This is a genomic window from Hoeflea sp. IMCC20628 (genome assembly GCF_001011155.1).
GTDB lineage: Bacteria > Pseudomonadota > Alphaproteobacteria > Rhizobiales > Rhizobiaceae > Hoeflea.
Map to the genome: position 1 here is coordinate 2,530,102 of NZ_CP011479.1, position 19,118 is coordinate 2,549,219.

Below are 19,118 nucleotides of genomic sequence, written 5' to 3' on the forward strand. Positions count from 1 at the left end.
TCGCCATCTTCTTGGCGCCTACGGGCTGGGAAAAGCATGAAATCTTGCAAAGCAACAGCCTTGGTCACCGGTGCGGGCCGCCGTATCGGAAAGGCCATCGCGCTGGATCTGGCGGCACATGGTTATCAGGTTGCCATTCATGCCAACCGCAGCCGCGCGGAAGCTGAGGCCGTGGCCACGACCATCCGCGACGCAGGCGGCGTGGCGGAGGTGTTCATCGCCGATCTTTCCGAAAGTGCGGCAACACGCCAGCTTCACCGGGACGTTTCAGCCCGGTTGGGGTGGCCCGACATCATCATCAACAATGCCTCGGTGTTTGAAGGTGATGATGTGCGCGCCTTCGATGAAGCGCTGTTCGACCGGCATTTCGCTATCCATCTGAAAGCACCGGTGATGCTGGCTGAGGCTATGGCGGCAGGCCTGCCGGACAACCGCGACGGCCTGATCGTCAACATCATCGATCAGCGGGTCTGGCGGCTGACCCCAAAATTCTTCTCCTACACCCTGTCTAAATCCGCGCTCTGGACAGCAACGCAAACCATGGCCCAGGCGCTGGCGCCGCGGATCCGGGTCAACGCCATCGGGCCCGGCCCGACGCTCGCCAATGAGCGCCAGAGCGCAACGGATTTTGCCCGGCAGGCGGCATCGGTGCCGCTCGGTCACGGGCCCGACCTGTCTGAAATCGGTGCAACCATCCGCTATTTGCATGATGCACGCTCGGTGACCGGACAGATGATCGCGCTCGATGGCGGCCAGCATCTGGCGTGGGAAACACCGGATGTCAGCGACGTCGGCGAGTAAGCGGTCTGCATCCAACCGCGACAGAACGGTCTGCGCGCTTGATAAACACCTCCGCTGACGCCAGATGACAGGATCTTACGCAAACACTCTCTTGCCCGCATTGCGCCGGAAGTGGATAAGATCGCTAAATGACTCGCACGCCGAATCCGACCTCCCCCGAAACATCCAAAGCCGCGGTGCAAACCGACGGCGGCGTGATCTATAAGGAAACAGATCAAGACGATGACGAGCAGCCCGCCATGGAGGCTCCCCTGCCCGCCGACGTCGCCAATGTCGCCAGCATAGAATGGAACGAAAGCCCAGGCCTTGCCGAGGGCCTGAAGGGCGCCGAGGTCATCCAGGCCTTCGTCAAACACCTGCCCAATCAGCCCGGCGTCTACCGGATGATGAACGAGGCTGGCGATGTGCTTTATGTCGGCAAGGCGCGCAGCCTGAAAAAGCGGGTGACTAACTACGCCCAGGGCCGCGGCCATACCAACCGCATCACCAGGATGATCGCCCAGACGACGAACATGGAATTCGTCACCACGCGGACCGAAACCGAAGCACTGCTGCTTGAAGCCAATCTGATCAAGCGGCTCAAACCACGCTTCAACGTGCTGATGCGCGACGACAAGTCGTTCCCCTACATCCTGATCACCGATGAACATGAAGCCCCGGCAATTCTGAAGCATCGCGGCTCGCGCTCACGCAAAGGCTCGTTTTACGGACCCTTTGCGTCGGCGGGTGCTGTCGGCCGCACCATCAACGCGCTGCAGCGGGCGTTCCTGCTGCGCACCTGCACCGACAGTGTTTATGAAAGCCGCACCCGGCCGTGCCTGCTCTACCAGATCAAGCGCTGCTCCGGCCCCTGCACCAGCGAGATCGACACAGATGGCTATGCCCGGTTGGTCGACGAGGCCAAGGATTTTCTCTCCGGGCGCAGTCAGGCGGTCAAGGCACAACTCTCGACCGCCATGCAGGCCGCCTCCGAGGACCTCGATTTCGAACGTGCCGCTGTTTATCGCGACCGGCTTTCGGCGCTCAGCCATGTGCAGAGCCATCAGGGCATCAATCCGCAGACCGTCGAAGAGGCCGACATCTTTGCCATTCACCACGATGCCGGCATGGCCTGCATCCAGGTTTTCTTCTTCCGCACCGGGCAGAACTGGGGCAATCGCGCCTATTTCCCCAAGGCCGATCCGTCGCTGGCGCCGGGTGAAATTCTCGGTGCCTTCATCGGCCAGTTCTACGATGACAAGCCGACGCCGCGGATGATCCTGATCTCGGATGATTTCGAGGACAGGTCGTTGCTGCAGGAAGCGCTGAGCGTGCGCATGGATCGCAAGACCACCATCACCGTGCCGCAACGCGGTGAAAAGCGCGAACTGGTCGATCAGGTGCTCACAAATGCGCGGGAAGCCCATGGTCGAAATCTGGCCGAGACCGCTTCGCAAACGCGGCTCCTGGAGGGGCTTGCCAAGACCGTCGACCTGCCGCATCCGCCGCGCCGCATCGAGGTCTATGACAACTCCCACATCATGGGCACCAATGCCGTCGGCGGCATGATTGTCGCCGGGCCGGAAGGCTTTGCGAAGAACCAGTACCGGAAGTTCAACATCAAATCGACCGACATCACCCCGGGCGATGATTTCGGCATGATGCGCGAAGTCATGCAGCGCCGCTTCTCTCGGCTGATCAAGGACCATGGCGACGCTGGCCCGACGCTGCCGGACGCCGTGGATGGCGCCGATCCCGATGCCGTGAGCCAGTCAGGCATGCCGGCCTGGCCGGATCTGGTGCTGATTGATGGCGGCAAAGGCCAGATGAGCGCGGTGCGAACCATCCTCGAAGATCTCGGCATCGCCGACAAGGTGACCGCCATCGGCATCGCCAAGGGTATGGATCGGGAAGCCGGACGCGAGCGGTTTTTTGTCAAAGGCAAGCCCGATTTCACCCTGCCTCCGCGCGATCCGGTGCTCTATTTCGTGCAGCGGTTGCGCGACGAGGCCCACCGCTTTGCCATCGGCACCCACCGGGCGCGGCGCAAGAAAGAATTGATCAGCAATCCGCTCGATGAAATCGCCGGAATTGGTCCAAGCCGAAAGCGCGCGCTGCTGCATCATTTCGGAACCGCAAAGGCGGTGTCGCGCGCCGGTGTCGATGATCTGACCACGGTTGAAGGCATCTCCGAGACCGTGGCCGAACTGATCTATAACCATTTCCATGAGGACAACCGGTGACCTCCGGATATAGTGATCACATATCTGCGACATTAGAGCGCTAAGTCGATGCGCAGCGGTTGACCTGACCGGCTTGTCCCGCGCATCTTGCGCAAAATTCTCGATTGGGGTGCTCCATGGCGTCGCGCGCGCTTAACATACCGAATTTGCTGACTTACGCGCGTATTCTCGCGGTACCGCTGATTGTGCTATGCTTTTTCATCGAAGGAAGGCTGCATGGTTCCGATTTGGCGCGCTGGAGCGCATTGGGGATATTTACCGTCGCATCGGTGACCGATTTCTTCGACGGCTACCTGGCCAGGATCTGGGACCAGACCTCCAATATCGGGCGCATGCTCGACCCGATCGCTGACAAATTGCTGGTTTCCGCGATCCTGTTGCTGGTTGCCGCCGACGGCACCATTGCCGGCTGGTCGATCTGGGCGGCGATCATCATCCTGTGCCGTGAAATCCTGGTGTCCGGGTTGCGCGAATATCTCGCCGCATTGAAGGTCTCTGTGCCGGTCACCTGGATCGCCAAATGGAAGACCACATTGCAGATGGTTGCGCTCGGGTTCCTGCTGGCTGGGCCTGCCGGCGACAAGGTGCTGCCTTACACCACCGAACTTGGAATCGGATTGCTGTGGATCGCGGCGATCATCACGATGTACACTGGCTATGACTACTTTCGCGCCGGATTGCGGCATATGGTGGATTGATGAGCGTACGAATTGTCTATTTCGCCTGGGTGCGCGAACGCATCGGCAAGGGTTCGGAAGAGCTTGAACTTCCGGCAAGTGTGATGACCGTGGGTGATCTGATCGCCCATCTGGCCACGCTCGGCGAGGAATATGCGCAAGCCCTTTCTGTTCCCGGCGTGATCCGCGCAGCCATTGATGAAGAGCACGCCGACCACGATGAAACCATCGGCAGCGCCCGGGAAATTGCGCTGTTTCCACCGATGACGGGAGGCTGAGATGTCTGCGCGCGCGCCCTCGGACATCCAGACGACGACAGTCACCGTGCGCATTCAGGCCGATGACTTTTCCATTGCTGACGAGGTTGCAACGCTGACCACGGGCCGCGGCGATATCGGCGCGGTGGTGAGTTTTTCCGGCCTTTGCCGCGACGAAGGCGGGCGACTGGCCACGCTCGAGCTTGAGCATTATCCCGGCATGGCCGAACGGGCGATTCGTGCCATTGCGGAACAGGCAGTGACGCGTTTTTCTCTCTCCGGCATCACCGCGATTCACCGTCATGGCGCCATTGCGCCGGGGGGGAACATCGTCCTTGTCGTCGCAAGCGCTTCGCACCGCCAGGCAGCCTTCGATGGCGCGGCATTCTTGATGGATTACCTCAAGACAGACGCGCCGTTCTGGAAGAAGGAACATCTTGCCGATGGCGGCACTGGCGAATGGGTCTCGGCCAAGGATGCCGACGATGCAGCCAAGGCGCGCTGGCGGCAGTCGTGATGAACGGAACCGTCAAGCTAGAAGAGAGCTGGAAGGCGGCGCTGGCAGACGAGTTTTCAAATCCCTATCTGGCCGACCTCAAGGCATTCCTGGCCGCCGAAATCCACGCTGGCAAGCAGACCTTTCCCAAAGGCTCGGAGTATTTCGCCGCTCTCGACCTGACGCCGCTCGACAAGGTCAAGGTCGTCATTCTGGGTCAGGACCCCTATCATGGCGACGGACAGGCGCATGGCTTGTGTTTCTCAGTCCAGCCCGGCGTGCGCATCCCGCCATCGCTGAAAAACGTCTACAAGGAACTTGAGACCGATCTCGGCATTCCCCCGGCGAGCCACGGCTATCTCGAAAGCTGGGCCAGGCAGGGCGTGCTGCTGCTCAACAGCGTGCTGACGGTCGAGCGCGGACTGGCCGCGTCGCATAGGGGCCGCGGCTGGGAGCGTTTCACGGACGCAGTGATCGCCCAGGTCAATGAGTTGCCGCATCCGGTGGTGTTTCTGCTCTGGGGCGCTTACGCGCAAAAGAAGGCAGGTTTCGTCGACACCAAACGCCATCTGGTGCTCAAGGCGGCTCACCCCTCTCCGTTATCCGCCCATAACGGCTTTTTCGGCTGCCGGCATTTCTCCCAGGCCAACGCCTTCCTCGAGGAAAACGGCATGGAGCCGATTGACTGGCGCCTGCCGGCATCACAACAATCCTCAGCCATTGTAAATGACTAAGCATGTCATGATGGGGCGAAGGCAAAGCGGAACGACGTTGGGAAGTTCGATATGATGGCCAAAATTCTGTGCAGAGCCGCTTTTTGCCTTTCGCTGGTATTTACCAGCGTGGCCGCAGCAGCGCCCGTGACGGGAGATGGAGGGCCGGTTCACTGGCTCACGGATGACGGCACGTTGCTGGTTTACAATCTCCCTGCTGCGGTCAAGACCGAAAGCGGATACGTCGTGGGCTGGACTGACAGCAAAGGACTGCTGACCGTCACCGAGTTCGACCAGAACTTCGAGCCACTCGCCGGGACGAAATTGCGCCAATACAAGAAACAGGACGATCACAGCGCACCGGCGCTCCATGTCATTCAGTCCGGTCCGCTGAAAGGCCGGATACTGGCCGCCACCTCGCACCATCGTTCGCAGATGTTTGTCTATTTGAGCAAGTCGGGCAGGATTGAGGACGGTTTTGACCAGGTGGCCAAGCTTGATCAGCGAAATACAACATATCCGCGCCTGGTTGAATTTTCCGACGGCTACCTGAGATTGCTCTACCGCGGGCATCCGGACAAGAACAAGTTTGATTTCGGCATCCTGTCCTCCAATGTGATCAGGTACAGGTCAGGCAGCATCGAAATCGGCGCGCGCGAGGACCTGTTGATGACCGATGGCCCAGGCTACGTGTATCCGGCTATGCCGCGATTTGATCCCGCGAGCGGCGGCTACGCCATAGCCTGGGGGCGACTTCCGCGAAAAGAAGGCGGTAACATCCCCAACGCCTGGTACGACGTCTTCATCTCCCGGTTTGACAGGGAAAACCAGCCAATCGCAGCGACAAGGCTCGACCCGGCCCCGATGCGAGCACTGGGCTTTGGTGCGGAAAAACGCGTTCTCGGCATGCTTTCGCCAAAGAAAGACGGCAGGTCTCGCCTGCTGCTGCAAATTCCCAAGAGCCGCAGCGGACCATTGCGCAACAGCGAGATCTATGTCGCAACCGTGGATGAATCGGGGAAGACCGATTACACGCTGGTGACTGAAACAGTTCACCCCTACTATCCGCTCTCCGCGGTGATCGACCCTCGTGATGACGCTATTCTCGCTTCAGTCGCGGGTCGCGATGGGCGCATCCGGATTGACCGGTTCATGCAAAACGATAGTGGCGGATATGCCAGCACGGGCGCAATCACCTGCAGCGACAAGCCATTGCTTCCGCAAGCTGTGATCGATGGCTTTCTGATTGCCGAGGAAGTCGAATACTACAAGGCAGTTCGCGACTTCCGGACCGCTCTGTTTGCCGTCAACATGGATCACCGTGGCGACTGTTGAGGTGCCCGTAACGTCCTGCCCGCTGGCGCCAGTTCAGCTCGCGGAAGACGCCGCCTGCCCTATTGCGCTCAACCCGGACCGTTGCATCAAAAGGCAAAAACCAAAACGGCTGCCGAAGGAGCCGTTCTGCATTCAATCAAAACAGACTTTTGCCTAGGCATAATACCATTCTTCAATTCAGATTGATTTGAAGGGGTATCCGCGATTGAGTAATCAATTCCGATCCCAGGCACCCAGCAGGCGTTTGTCCTGCCTGCGGTTTTCGGCACGAAATTGCGCAGTTCATGCGCCCTGTCCGCAACCCCGTCCACTTCGTCCAACTGCCCGAAAAGCCGAGCAGGATTGATCTGAGACAACTCACGCCTCTGCAGATGGCCGTATGACCAAATGATTCCGGGTGACGGACCGAGCGCATGATCTCGGCGACGGATATGCGAGATCGGCAAAAGGACATTGGCAATGAAGAACATCAAACTTGTCTTCTGGGGCGTATTAGCCGTCATCAGCCTTCTCTGGTTTGCCGCCGATCCGGCGGTGTTTGAGGCCCGCACCGTATTCGCACTGCGTGATTTCATGATGCAGTACAGCGGCGTGCTGGCGATCAGCGCCATGAGCATCGCCATGGTTCTGGCGCTGAGGCCACGCTGGCCGGAACAGTGGCTGGGCGGGCTCGACAAGATGTACCGGCTGCACAAATGGCTGGGCATATCCGCGCTGATTTTCGCCGTCGTCCATTGGCTGTGGTCCGAGACACCGAAATGGGCCATCGGTCTTGGACTGCTTGCGCGCCCGGAGCGTGGTGAACGACCGGTTGTGGTCAACCCGGTAGAGCAATTCCTCTCCGGCTTGCGCGACCCGGCCGAAGGTCTCGGCGAGTGGGCCTTTTATGCGATCGTGCTGCTGATTGCCGTCGCGCTGATCAAGCTCATTCCCTACAGACTGTTCTTCAAGACCCACCGGGTCATCGCTGTGGCCTATCTGGTGCTGGTGTTTCATACCGTGGTGCTAGCGGAATTTGCCTACTGGACTTCGCCCCTGGGACTCATTCTCGCGCTGCTGCTGATCGCCGGCAGCTTGGCGGCTGTGGTTGTATTGTTCCGGCGCGTGGCCCACGGACGACAGGTGACGGGTGAGATTGTCGAGCTTCAGCATTATCCCGGTGTTCGGGCGCTGGAAAGCCGGATCAAACTGCAGCCCGGCTGGCCCGGTCATCAACCCGGCCAATTTGCTTTCGCCACCTCCGACAATCAGGAAGGCGCTCACCCCTATACAATCGCCTCTGCATGGGATCCGGCCAACCCGAAAGTCACCTTCATCATCAAGGCGCTTGGCGACCACACCAGCAGGCTTGCGAGCGAGCTGAACATCGGCCAACAGATCAAGATCGAAGGGCCCTATGGCTGTTTCACCTTCGATGACGGAGCGGCGCGACAGATCTGGATTGGCGGCGGCATCGGCATCACACCCTTCGTCTCGCGCATGAAATATCTCGCGCAGACCAGAAACCAAAAGCCTGAAGGTGCCGCGCAGACCATCGACCTGTTTCACAGCACGGCCGAACTCGATGAGGGCGCGCTGGCGCGGCTGGCCACTGATGCCACCGATGCCGATGTCCGTCTGCATGTCCTGATTGATGCAAAGCACGGCAGGCTGACGGGTGACCGTATCCGCGAAGAGGTGCCAGACTGGCGCGACGCCAGTATCTGGTTCTGCGGCCCGGTTGGTTTCGGCGACGCGCTGAGAGCCGACTTCGCCGCCCATGGCCTGGACGTCAACACCAAGTTCCACCAGGAGCTGTTCAGCATGCGGTGATCGGTTCGGCTACGACGCGAGCACAAAAAAGGCGGCCCGGAGGCCGCCTTTTGCATTTGGATCGGACGCGCTGGAGAACCAGCCGCGCTGTCAGTCAGATTTAGCCGACGATTTCTGTGCCGGCGAACCAGTAGGAGATTTCTTCGGCTGCGGTTTCAGGCGCATCGGAGCCGTGGACCGAATTTTCGCCGATGGACAGCGCATGGGTCTTGCGGATTGTGCCTTCGGCAGCATCTGCAGGGTTGGTGGCGCCCATGATTTCGCGGTTCTTGAGGATGGCGTTCTCACCTTCGAGAACCTGAACAACGGTCGGGCCGGAGGTCATGCCTTCAACCAGTTCGCCGAAGAACGGGCGTTCCTTGTGCACAGCATAGAAGCCTTCGGCTTCGCGTGTGCTCATCCAGACGCGCTTGGATGCAACGACGCGCAGGCCGTTGTCTTCAAATACCTTGGTGATCGCGCCGGTCAGGTTGCGCTTTGTGGCATCGGGCTTGATCATCGAAAATGTGCGTTCAATCGCCATGGTCTCATTCCTTTAGCGGTATCCCGCATGAATGCGGGCCAAATGGGGTGCAAAAAGCCGGGCCGAAAGGGTTTCGGTCCCGGGTTGCGGCCTAAATAGCCGCATGACCTGCTATCCGCAAGAGGCGATGCGCAGGTCGCAGCATCCACGGTCATGGTTTGCCGCCGCAGTTAGCTGACCGAGACGCCGCAGAATTCTTGGCCTGCCCCGCATTCCGTTGTAGGCTGCTGGCATGTCTGACGCGGTGATAGCCTCGGGTGTCGTAGCCGTCGCGGTTTTGGGGTTTGCCCCGCAAAACCGCGCGATGCTGGCAGCTGGTGCCGGACACACGTTCAAGCCTGTCATCGACGGCATGATCGCCAGCCTGTGCGGCTGGCTGTTGCTGTTTGCGCTGGCTCTGGCTGCGCTGCACTTGTCGCCACCATGGATGAGCAGCGTGGGCATGGTGCTGGCATCACTGTTGCTGGCGCTGGCGGGGCTCAGCCGTTACCTCGCAGACCCGGCGCAACCAAGAGAGCCTGCGCCGCAAGCCGACCAGTCCTCGCTTCCGCTGCACCTTCTTCAAAGCCCGGAAAGTTGGGCGGTCGCAGTGTTTCTTGCCGGGTCGGCGCTGAGTGGCACTGTAACGCTTGCCGCCGCTTTTGTCGGTTTGACCTTGTTGACGGCGTTCGGTCTCAGCCTCTGGGCGATGGCCGGCTGGTCGGGCTGTGCCTATCTCATCTCCGGCTGGCACCGGAGGCATCTCGACTGGGCCTTCGGCATCCTGATGTTCATGGCAGCCATCGCCTCGCTGGTTCCAGCAGCCTGATGGTTTCAGGCGGCTTGTGGAACGGAGCGGCCCAATCCGTCATACAGATCAAGACAGCGCTCGAACCAGTCCTGGACGGGATCATCCGCTTCGAGCAGCTTGGCGTTCGAGGTCAGCCGAACCCATTGCAAGGCGCCAAAGACCATGTAATCGGCAAAGAGCGGTGAGGATCCGCCGATCCACGGCTGGGATTTGAGCGTCACGCGCACTGGCATGAGGGTTCCGGGCAGCGCTGCGAGCGCTGCCTCACGCCCCTCGACCATCTGCTCCAGGGTCTTGCCCACACGCGCTTCGCGGCTTGAACGAAAATAGGCCTGGTCCACGGGTGCCAGCGCGTCGTGGATACCCTTCATGGCGATGTCCCGCATGACGCCGTGCAGCACCGTGTTGGTCCAGGATTCGATGAAACGGGCCATCGCTTGACCGCCCTGCCCGCCAAACAGCGACGGCCGATCGGGATAGGTTTCCTCGAGATAGGCGGCGATCATGAAGCTGTCGGAGACGACCTGGCTGCCATCGCGGATCACCGGCACGGTTTTGGACACGCCGCCTTCAATCTCGGGCACCTTGGTGAAACAGACGTTGTTGCGCTCGAAGGGCAGCCCCTTGTGCGCCAGCGCCATGACTGCCTTCCAGCAATGCGGGCTGAAGGGACGGGCCGGATCAGCGCCGACAAGCTCGTGAAGGAGGATGGTCATGGAAGCTCCGCAATTTGTTGTTGGATTCACTCATGGTCGATCAGACCGGGTTTGTCACCACCCTCGCGGATGATCGCGGGGCTTGCTTCCGATTGTCAATTTCAGCAAAGTCCGCGCATCGGTACACTTTGCCCCGCCAACAAGCCTGAAAGCAGGAAACAGATGTCATTGATGAACAGCGTCGCCTGCACCCAGCCCGGCAGTCTCGAGATCCGGCAGGTATCCCGGCCGGTGCGCACCGACGGCGACGTGCGGCTCAAGATCCGGCGCATCGGCATCTGCGGCACGGATTACCATATTTTCGATGGCAAGCATCCGTTTCTCAATTACCCCCGGGTGATGGGGCATGAACTGGCAGCGGAAGTTACTGAGACTGGTCCTGACAGCGCTTTTGCCGTGGGCGACCATGTCATCGTCAATCCCTATATTGCCTGCGGCAGCTGCCGGGCCTGCACGCGCGGCAAACCCAATTGCTGCACGGCGATTGCCGTGCTTGGCGTGCACCGCGACGGCGGCATGTGCGAGGAAATCTGCATTCCCGAACGCAATCTGGTGCACTCCGATGGCCTGTCTCTCGATGCTTGCGCGACGGTCGAATTCCTGGCCATCGGCGCCCATGCAGTGCGGCGTGGCGGCATCGGCCCGGACGACCGGGTGCTGGTGACCGGCGCGGGACCGATCGGACTGGGGGCGGCGATCTTCGCCCGGCTGGCCGGCGCCGCGGTGTCGATCCTCGATCTTGATCCAGCCCGGCTGGAAGAGGCCTGCGCAATTGCCGGTGATTGCCAGCCGATTGTCGCCGGCGCGTCGGCTGACGCCGAGATCAGCCGGCTGACGGAGGGTGACGGTTTTGATGCGGTGTTTGACGCCACCGGCAATCTGGCCTCGATCCAGTCAGGCTTTGTGCGGGTGGCGCATGGCGGGCGCTATATTCTCGTCAGCGTCGTCAACGAGACCGTGGCGTTTTCCGATCCGGAATTCCACAAGCGCGAAATGAGCCTGATCGGCAGCCGCAATGCCACATCGGAGGATTTCCGCACTGTCATTGCTGCGCTCAAGGCCGGGCATGTGCCGCTTGAACGGATCATCACTCACAGAACCGATTTCGACGGTGTCATTGCCGACCTGCCACGCTGGGCGAACCACAAGGACGGACTGATCAAGGCAATGATCACGCTCGATTAAAACCATGCGCACACAAGCCTGATCCGTTTTTCGGCTGCAGATCCAAGGGCACTGTTCCTTGGCTAACAAGCGCTCATGCCATGCTCAAATGCCGGTATTGCAACCGTGACATCGCCGCATCTATTCTCAACAAGTTTTGTTGCACCGCCGTTCTGCCCTTGCAAATCGGCGCAGTTGCAGCCAATAAGCCGCCATGCTTACGATTACAGACCTTTCCGCACGCATTGCCGGGCGCCTTTTGATTGACAATGCCTCGCTGGCGCTGCCCACGGGCATCAAGGCCGGGCTTGTCGGGCCCAATGGCGCAGGCAAGTCGACCCTGTTCAAGATCATCACCGGCGAGATGGCGACCGAAACCGGCCATACCTCGATTCCGAAGCAGACACGCATCGGCCAGGTGGCGCAGGAAGCTCCCTCGGAAGAGACATCGCTGATCGAGATCGTGCTGCGCGCCGATATCGAGCGTACCAAGCTGATGAAGGAAGCGGAAACCGCCAAGGACCCGCTCCGCATTGCTGAAATCCAGATGCGGCTCGTCGATATCGACGCCCATTCGGCCGAAGCCCGCGCCGCCTCGATTCTGGCCGGCCTTGGTTTTGACCATGATGCCCAGCAACGCCCGGCCTCGAGTTTCTCCGGCGGCTGGCGCATGCGCGTGGCGCTGGCCTCGGTGCTGTTTTCCGAACCCGACCTCTTGCTGCTTGACGAGCCGACCAACTATCTCGACCTTGAAGGCACGCTGTGGCTGGAGGATTATATCCGCCGCTACCCGCACACCGTGCTGATCATCAGCCATGACCGCGACCTCTTGAACACCGCGGCCAACGCCATCGTCCATCTCGACCAGAAGAAGCTGACATTCTATCGCGGCGGCTTCGACCAGTTCGAGCGGCAGAAAGCCGAGCGTGACGAGCACCAGATGAAGGCGCGCGAAAAGAGCCTGGCTGCGCGCAAGCACATGGAAGAATTCGTCGAACGCTTCCGCGCCAAGGCATCCAAGGCACGTCAGGCCCAGTCGCGCATCAAGGCGCTGGAAAAGATGGGCACCGTCGATGCTGTGATCGAGAACGATGTCAGCGGATTTTCGTTTCCGCGCCCCGATCGCGGTGTCGCCTCGCCGATCATCGCTATTGAAGGCGGCTCTGTCGGCTATACGCCCGGCTCGCCGATCCTGACCCGGCTCGACCTGCGCATCGATGCCGATGACCGCATCGCGCTTCTGGGCTCGAACGGTAACGGCAAGTCGACCTTCGCCAAATTCATCGCCGGACGGCTGCAGGCCGAGGCCGGCCTGATCCGCACAGCACCAGCGCTGAAGACCGGGTTTTTCGCCCAGCACCAGATGGACGACCTGATTCCCGAGGAATCGGCGGTTGCCCATGTGCGTGCCTTGATGCCCGATGCCCAGGAAGCCCGCGTCCGCGCCCGGGTGGCGCAGATGGGCCTCAAGCAGGACAAGATGAACACCCCGGCCAAGGACCTCTCCGGCGGCGAGAAGGCGCGCCTGCTGATGGGTCTGTCGTCGTTTCATGCGCCGAACCTGATGATCCTCGATGAGCCGACCAACCACCTGGATATCGACAGCCGCGCGGCACTGATCCGGGCGCTCAATGCCTTCCCCGGCGCCGTGATCCTGATCTCCCATGATCGCCATCTGATCGAGGCCACGGTCGACCGGCTGTGGATCGTCAAGGATGGAACCGTCAGCGTGTTTGACGGTGACCTTGAGGATTACCGCCAGGAAGTTGTGGGCACCTCGGGCAAGGGCAAAAAGAGCGGCGACAACGACGGCGTTTCCAAAGCCGAGAAGCGCAAGCAGGCCGCCCAGGAGCGCGCCGACCTTGCGCCGATGAAGAAAAAGATCAAGGATTTTGAAGCCTTGGTCGAAAGACTTGGCAAACAGATTCAATCGCTGGATGCCGAACTGGCGGATCCGGATCAGTTTGCCGACGCGCCTTACAAGATCGCGCAAAAAACCAAGCAGCGCGGCGAACGGGCCGCGGAACTGGCCAAGGCCGAAGAAGATTGGCTGGCATTGACCGGCGAGGTCGATGACGCCGAGGCGGCAGAATAAAATTTGCCGCCAAACGGCTGTTGCATGTCGCAGGAGCCAGCAGATCCCCTGCCCGCACAAAGTGGCGTTCACAAGCCGCCATCACGGCCCGGGATGGCGGCAGCAAATTGATCCCGCCCGGAGCCGCGCTTGACTCATATCAAGCGTGGCGCGCTGCGACCATGCTAGCAAGGTCCCAAACCACGGGACCTGCACATGCCACCTTCCAAATCAGATATCGAATCGATCGTCAAAACAGCTGACAGCGGATCGCCTCGCCGACGCTGGCTGATATGGGGACTGGTGCTGATCTTTGCTGTGGCCGGGCTCTGGTACTGGTGGAGCGCAGCCTCAAAGCAAAGCCTGCCGGTCTATGCGACACAGGCGGTCGAACGGGCCGATATCATCGTCCAGGTGACGGCGACCGGAACGGTCGAGCCAACCAACGAAGTCGAGATATCGAGCGAGCTTTCGGGCACGGTCCGGTCGGTGGAAGCCGACTTCAATGATGAGGTCAAGAAAGGCCAGATTCTGGCGCGACTCGATACCGACAAGCTTGAGGCCAATGTTGAACTCAGCCAGGCTTCACTGACTGCGACCCAGGCCCGTCTCGCAGAAGCAACCGCAACGCTGAATGAAACCAAGGACAATTATGACCGCGCGGTGCTGCTTGAGCAAAAGCATGTCACCACGCTGGAGGGATTGCTCAAGGCGAAAGCTGCCTATGACCGCGCCAAAGCCGCGCTGAAAAGCGCGGAAGCCGATATTCGCGTGTCCGAGGCCAATCTGAAGATCAATCAGGCCAATCTTGAAAAGGCCTGCATCTGCTCGTCCATTGATGGCGTCGTGCTGGACCGCAATGTCGAGGTCGGACAGATCGTGGCCTCGTCGCTGCAGGCGCCGGTGCTGTTCACGCTGGCTGCCGATCTGACGAGCATGCAGTTGCAGGTGGACATCGACGAGGCTGATATCGGCAAGGTCAAGGTCGGTGACGCGGCCCTGTTCTCGGTGGAGGCCTATCAGGGCCGCACCTTCCCGGCTGCCATTTCCGAATTGCGGTTCGCGCCAAAAACTGTCGATGGAGTGGTCACCTACGAGGCAATCCTGTCGATCGACAATTCCGACATGTTGCTGCGTCCCGGCATGACTGCCACCGCCGACATCACGGTTGCCGAAATCAAGGATACGCTGGCAATTCCCAACGCCGCGCTACGGTTCGCGCCGCCAGCAGTGGAGGTCGACAGCGGCGGAACCGGGCTGTTGGGGATGCTGTTTAAGAATGCACCGCGACCTCCGGCTGCGACACCGAAAGCCGATACCGAAGGACGTCGCGAGATATGGATCCTGAAGGATGGACAGGCCACAGCCGTCGATATCCTGACCGGCGAGACCGACGGATCGAAGACCGAAGTTCGCGAAGGCGACCTGAGCGAGGGCGATCTGGTGATTACCGATCAGACCACCGAATGACGGACACGCCCACTGCCGCCACCGAAACGTCTGCCGACATGCCGCTGATCAGGCTTCGCGGCATCACCAAGATCTACGGAACCGGGGACGCGGAAGTCCGGGCTCTGCGCGGCATCGACATGGACATCCGTGGCGGCGAATTCGTCGCGATCATGGGACCCAGCGGCTCGGGCAAATCGACCGCCATGAACATTCTGGGATTTCTCGACAAACCGACAGGCGGAACCTATCTCTTCGGCGGCGCAGAGGTTGATCATCTCGGTCGCGATCAACTGGCGCTGCTGCGCCGGAATTTTCTGGGCTTTGTCTTCCAGGGCTACAATCTTCTGGCCCGCACTTCAGCGCTCGACAATGTCGAACTGCCGCTGATCTATCAGGGCATGGCCGCGACCAAACGGCGCCAACTGGCGCGCGAGGCGCTTGCCAAGGTCGGGCTGAAGGGCCGCGAGGACCATGACCCGTCCCAGCTCTCGGGCGGACAACAACAGCGCGTGGCGATTGCACGTGCCATTGTCACCAACCCGGATGTGATCCTGGCCGATGAACCCACCGGAAACCTGGATACTGCCCGCAGCCGGGAAATCATGGACTTGCTGACCAACCTCAACCGGAAGGATGGCATCACCATCCTGATGGTCACCCATGAACCGGACATGGCCGAGTATGCCGACCGGCTGATCCATTTCCTTGATGGACGCATTGAAACCGACTCCAGCAACACCAGGGAGCCGGTCAATGCTCTATGAAGCGGTCCGCCTGGCGTTGCAGGCGATATTGAGAAACGCATTCCGGTCATTCCTGACTGTTTTGGGAATCGTCATCGGTGTCGCCGCAGTCATTGCCATGGTCACTGTCGGACAGGGCTCCACCGAGCAGGTGCAGGCGGACGTGTCGACGCTCGGCACCAACCTGCTGATGATCCGCCCCGGCCAGCCTTCGCAAGGTCCCGGCTCCGGCGCTGGCGGCACTGCGGCAAGCCTGACGCTGAAGGATGTCGAAGCCATTGAGCAGCAGATACCGAGCGTTGCGGTTGCGACCCCGAGCAATTCCCGGTCGATGACGACGATCTTTGGCAATGTGAATTACACGACCACCGTGACCGGCACCGACAACCGCTTTCTCACCGCCCGCGACTGGGCGCTGGCCAGTGGCCGATCATTTTACGAAAGCGAACTGCGGACCGGATCCTCGGCCTGTATTCTGGGCAATACCGTGAGCGAGAAACTGTTCGGCAATGGCGATCCGCTCGGCGCCAATATTCGGCTCAAGCAGATTTCCTGCCGGGTCATCGGTACGCTTTCGGTCAAGGGGGCTTCCAGCTTCGGCACAGATCAGGACGACATCGTGCTGATCCCGATCCGGGCATTCATGCGGCGTATTTCCGGCAACCAGGATGTCTCGATGATCTACGCCTCGATCAGGGACGGCGTTTCCACAGACAAGGGAAAAGCCGATATCGAGAGCCTGATGCGCGAACGCCGGCGGATCGGTCCCTTCGAGGAAGACGATTTCAATGTCTTCGACATGAAACAGATCAGCTCGATGCTGACCGGCATCACCAGCGTCCTGACCGGCCTGCTCTCGGCCGTCGCGGCGGTGAGCCTGCTCGTCGGCGGTATCGGTATCATGAACATCATGCTGGTCTCGGTGACCGAGCGCACCCGCGAAATCGGCATCCGGCTGGCGGTTGGGGCGACCGAGCGACAGGTGCTGTTGCAGTTTCTCGTTGAAGCCACCGTTTTGTCACTTATCGGCGGATTGATCGGCATTGTGCTGGGGCTCTCGTTGGGCTTGCTCGGCGCACGGTTGCTGTCGGTGCCGTTTTCTCCGTCGGCTAGCCTAGTGCTGGCGGCCTTCGTCTTCTCTGCCCTGGTGGGAATCGTGTTCGGCTATTTCCCCGCCCGCCGGGCTGCGCGGATGGATCCGATCGAGGCGCTGCGGCATCAGTAAAACATCAACGATCCCGAATCGTTAGCGGCAAGCGTTGGCAAACTGATTCCGCCTGCCAGTGCGAGCCATCCGTTGTTGCCGACCCATTTTGAATAGACGCCCGAATTCAGGCTGACGCCGGACAGTTGCGGCGCTAGTCTGAGCCATGTTGTTTGATCTGCCAGGCCCCGCCACCCTTTACGATGCGCTGCTCAACCGTGATCCCGATTACGATGGCCGCGCCTATGTCGGTGTGTCATCGACCGGCGTGTTTTGCCGACTGACTTGCCCTGCACGCAAACCCAAGCGTGAAAACTGCAGCTTCTACACCAGTGTCGGCGAGTGCATTCAGGCAGGATTCAGGCCCTGCAAGCGCTGCCATCCTTTAGCGACCGCCGCCGAAGCCGAGCCGGCGATCAGGATCCTTCTGGCGGCACTGAACGAGCGCAAGGGCCACCGCTGGAGAGAGCCCGACATTACCCGGATGGGACTTGATCCTTCCACCGTACGGCGTGCCTTCAACCGGCATTTCGGGATGACATTTCTGGAAATGGCACGGCTTGACCGGTTGCGCGACGGCCATGTTGCGCTGGCAGGCGGCAGTAAGGTGATCGAGGCGCAACTGGATGCCGGCTTTGGATCGCCGAGCGCCTTCCGCACTGCATTTGCCCGGCTGATGGGCCTGCCGCCAGGCAGTTTTGCCGCTGACGGCTTGATCAAGGCCGATTACATCGACACGCCCCTGGGGGCGATGATCGCGCTGTGCGACACCACTCATTTGCATCTGCTCGAATTCGCCGACCGCAAGGCGTTGCCGGCGGAATTGCGCCGTTTGCACCAAAGTTTCAAGGGCCGCATCGGCTTTGGCCGCCAAGCTCCGATGGATCTTCTGGAGCGGGAACTCGAGTCCTATTTTTCAGGCCGCGGCGCGCAGTTCAGCGTGCCGATGGCGTTTCATGGCAGTGATTTCACCAAATCGGTCTGGCGTGCGCTGGTGCAGATTCCGGCTGGAGAAACCAGAAGCTATTCGACAATCGCCAACGAGATCGGGCGACCCATAGCTGTTCGGGCGGTGGCGCGTGCCAATGGCGCCAACCAGATCGCGCTGCTGGTGCCATGCCACCGGGTGATAGGCGCCGACGGGTCGCTGACCGGCTATGGCGGCGGGCTGTGGCGCAAGCAGAAACTCATCGAAATCGAACGGCAATATGCCCGAAACTCAAAGGACCCCGGACATGACCCAATCCGCTAAAGCCAAGCATTTTGCCGCCTTGCATGTAGCGGGTGATCCGCTGGTTCTTTACAATATCTGGGATGCGGGCAGCGCCAAAGCCGTCAGTGATGCTGGCGCCTCCGCGATTGCCACCGGCAGCTGGTCGGTCGCAGCCGCCCAGGGCTATGGCGATGGCGAGAAAATCCCGCTGGAACTGCTGCTTGATATCGCCGGGCGGATTGTTGCCGCCACCGATCTTCCGGTATCGATCGATTTCGAGGGCGGCTATGCCCGCGAGCCTCGGCAATTCGCAGACAACATCCGCCGCCTGCTTGCGTCCGGCGCCATAGGCATCAATCTCGAGGATCAGATCGTCGGTGGCGATGGACGCTACGGAGTAGACGAACAGGCGGAGCGGATCGCCGCAATCCGGGCAGCGGCGGACCAGACCCAGGTACCGCTGTTTATCAATGCGCGCACCGATTTGTTCCTGAAGGAAAAAGAGCCGTCCAGCCATGCCGGACTTGTCGATCAGGCGATCGAGCGGGCTGGCCGCTACGCTGCCGCCGGCGCCAGCGGGTTCTTCGTCCCCGGCCTTTCGGACCCGGAGCTGATTGCCCGGATCTGCAAGGCAGTGTCGTTGCCGGTCAATGTCATGCGGCCGGGAAGCAGCCCGTCGCGGGCCGATCTCGGCGCGCTTGGCGTCGCCCGCATTTCGGCCGGACCTGCGCCCTACCGGACGATGATCGCCGAATTGACATCACAGTTCAAAGCGCAGGGTTAACCCAACAACAAACTCCTGATCACGACGATCCAGATTAGGTGTTAAACTCGCTGCCCTTACAAGCTGGGGGGCTTGAAGCGCATGAGTTTTGCATCGAAACCTTGGGTGGCTGGGCGTTGCCCGGCTCGGGCTGCACCAGACA

The 19,118-nt window shown here is 60.6% G+C and carries 19 protein-coding genes; 16 read left to right on the plus strand and 3 right to left on the minus strand.

Annotated elements, in window-relative coordinates:
* The first annotated feature begins 36 nt into the window (after positions 1–36).
* From IMCC20628_RS12005 to IMCC20628_RS12035, 7 genes are all read left to right on the plus strand, one after another.
* Positions 37–801 carry an SDR family oxidoreductase gene (locus IMCC20628_RS12005; RefSeq protein ID WP_047030416.1) on the plus strand — a complete coding sequence of 255 codons (765 nt, stop codon included), beginning with the start codon at positions 37–39 and terminating at the stop codon, positions 799–801.
* 128 nt (positions 802–929) lie between these two features.
* A complete protein-coding gene (gene uvrC, locus IMCC20628_RS12010; protein ID WP_047030417.1) occupies positions 930–3,023 on the plus strand; it encodes an excinuclease ABC subunit UvrC in 2,094 nt (697 codons plus the stop codon).
* A gap of 116 nt (positions 3,024–3,139) precedes the next feature.
* The gene (gene pgsA, locus IMCC20628_RS12015) at positions 3,140–3,721 is read left to right on the plus strand and encodes a CDP-diacylglycerol--glycerol-3-phosphate 3-phosphatidyltransferase (RefSeq protein ID WP_047030418.1); all 582 of its coding nucleotides are present in this window, start codon (positions 3,140–3,142) and stop codon (positions 3,719–3,721) included.
* A complete protein-coding gene (moaD, locus tag IMCC20628_RS12020) occupies positions 3,721–3,978 on the plus strand; it encodes a molybdopterin converting factor subunit 1 (RefSeq protein ID WP_047030419.1) in 258 nt (85 codons plus the stop codon). Before pgsA ends, moaD begins: the two co-directional genes overlap by 1 nt.
* Before the next feature lies 1 nt (position 3,979).
* Positions 3,980–4,474: a molybdenum cofactor biosynthesis protein MoaE gene (locus IMCC20628_RS12025; RefSeq protein WP_047030420.1), complete on the plus strand. Its 495-nt coding sequence runs from the start codon at positions 3,980–3,982 to the stop codon at positions 4,472–4,474.
* Positions 4,474–5,187 (plus strand): uracil-DNA glycosylase, encoded by a 714-nt coding sequence (gene ung, locus IMCC20628_RS12030; RefSeq protein ID WP_047030421.1) that lies wholly within the window; start codon positions 4,474–4,476, stop codon positions 5,185–5,187. The genes IMCC20628_RS12025 and ung overlap by 1 nt, the downstream gene beginning before the upstream one ends.
* Positions 5,188–5,238: 51 nt before the next feature.
* A complete protein-coding gene (locus IMCC20628_RS12035) occupies positions 5,239–6,501 on the plus strand; it encodes a BNR-4 repeat-containing protein (RefSeq protein ID WP_047030422.1) in 1,263 nt (420 codons plus the stop codon).
* An 86-nt stretch (positions 6,502–6,587) separates the two neighbouring features.
* Here IMCC20628_RS12035 and IMCC20628_RS25135 read toward each other — a convergent pair whose 3' ends face one another.
* On the minus strand, positions 6,588–6,974 hold the full coding sequence (locus tag IMCC20628_RS25135; RefSeq protein ID WP_156174495.1) for a hypothetical protein: 387 nt from the start codon (positions 6,972–6,974) through the stop codon (positions 6,588–6,590).
* Here IMCC20628_RS25135 and IMCC20628_RS12040 point away from each other — a divergent pair.
* Positions 6,961–8,313 (plus strand): ferric reductase-like transmembrane domain-containing protein, encoded by a 1,353-nt coding sequence (locus tag IMCC20628_RS12040; RefSeq protein ID WP_047030423.1) that lies wholly within the window; start codon positions 6,961–6,963, stop codon positions 8,311–8,313. The genes IMCC20628_RS25135 and IMCC20628_RS12040 overlap by 14 nt on opposite strands.
* Positions 8,314–8,413: 100 nt before the next feature.
* On the opposite strand, the gene ndk is transcribed toward IMCC20628_RS12040, so the two are convergent.
* Positions 8,414–8,836: a nucleoside-diphosphate kinase gene (gene ndk / locus IMCC20628_RS12045; RefSeq protein WP_047030424.1), complete on the minus strand. Its 423-nt coding sequence runs from the start codon at positions 8,834–8,836 to the stop codon at positions 8,414–8,416.
* Positions 8,837–9,068: 232 nt separating this feature from the next.
* On the opposite strand from ndk, the gene IMCC20628_RS12050 reads away from it, so the two are divergent.
* The gene (locus IMCC20628_RS12050; protein WP_047030425.1) at positions 9,069–9,644 is read left to right on the plus strand and encodes a hypothetical protein; all 576 of its coding nucleotides are present in this window, start codon (positions 9,069–9,071) and stop codon (positions 9,642–9,644) included.
* Positions 9,645–9,649: 5 nt separating this feature from the next.
* Here the strand turns inward: IMCC20628_RS12050 and IMCC20628_RS12055 are convergent, their stop codons facing one another.
* Entirely contained in the window at positions 9,650–10,342 is a 693-nt protein-coding gene (locus IMCC20628_RS12055; RefSeq protein ID WP_047030426.1) for a glutathione S-transferase family protein, read from the minus strand.
* Positions 10,343–10,513: 171 nt separating this feature from the next.
* Between IMCC20628_RS12055 and IMCC20628_RS12060 the strand changes: the two genes are divergently transcribed.
* The 7 genes from IMCC20628_RS12060 to IMCC20628_RS12090 all read left to right on the plus strand — a co-directional run bounded on the left by IMCC20628_RS12060 (position 10,514) and on the right by IMCC20628_RS12090 (position 18,976).
* Positions 10,514–11,527 carry a zinc-binding alcohol dehydrogenase family protein gene (locus tag IMCC20628_RS12060; RefSeq protein ID WP_047032506.1) on the plus strand — a complete coding sequence of 338 codons (1,014 nt, stop codon included), beginning with the start codon at positions 10,514–10,516 and terminating at the stop codon, positions 11,525–11,527.
* Positions 11,528–11,720: 193 nt separating this feature from the next.
* Positions 11,721–13,601, plus strand: a complete 1,881-nt coding sequence (locus IMCC20628_RS12065) for an ABC-F family ATP-binding cassette domain-containing protein (protein WP_047030427.1) — start codon at positions 11,721–11,723, stop codon at positions 13,599–13,601.
* Between the two features lie 195 nt (positions 13,602–13,796).
* A complete protein-coding gene (locus IMCC20628_RS12070) occupies positions 13,797–15,050 on the plus strand; it encodes an efflux RND transporter periplasmic adaptor subunit (RefSeq protein ID WP_052766402.1) in 1,254 nt (417 codons plus the stop codon).
* Between the two features lie 38 nt (positions 15,051–15,088).
* Entirely contained in the window at positions 15,089–15,796 is a 708-nt protein-coding gene (locus IMCC20628_RS12075; protein ID WP_052766617.1) for an ABC transporter ATP-binding protein, read from the plus strand.
* A complete protein-coding gene (locus IMCC20628_RS12080) occupies positions 15,786–17,000 on the plus strand; it encodes an ABC transporter permease (protein WP_047030429.1) in 1,215 nt (404 codons plus the stop codon). Before IMCC20628_RS12075 ends, IMCC20628_RS12080 begins: the two co-directional genes overlap by 11 nt.
* A gap of 145 nt (positions 17,001–17,145) precedes the next feature.
* Positions 17,146–18,231 (plus strand): trifunctional transcriptional activator/DNA repair protein Ada/methylated-DNA--[protein]-cysteine S-methyltransferase, encoded by a 1,086-nt coding sequence (locus IMCC20628_RS12085; protein WP_047030430.1) that lies wholly within the window; start codon positions 17,146–17,148, stop codon positions 18,229–18,231.
* A complete protein-coding gene (locus IMCC20628_RS12090) occupies positions 18,215–18,976 on the plus strand; it encodes an isocitrate lyase/phosphoenolpyruvate mutase family protein (RefSeq protein WP_047030431.1) in 762 nt (253 codons plus the stop codon). Before IMCC20628_RS12085 ends, IMCC20628_RS12090 begins: the two co-directional genes overlap by 17 nt.
* Positions 18,977–19,118: the final 142 nt, after the last annotated feature.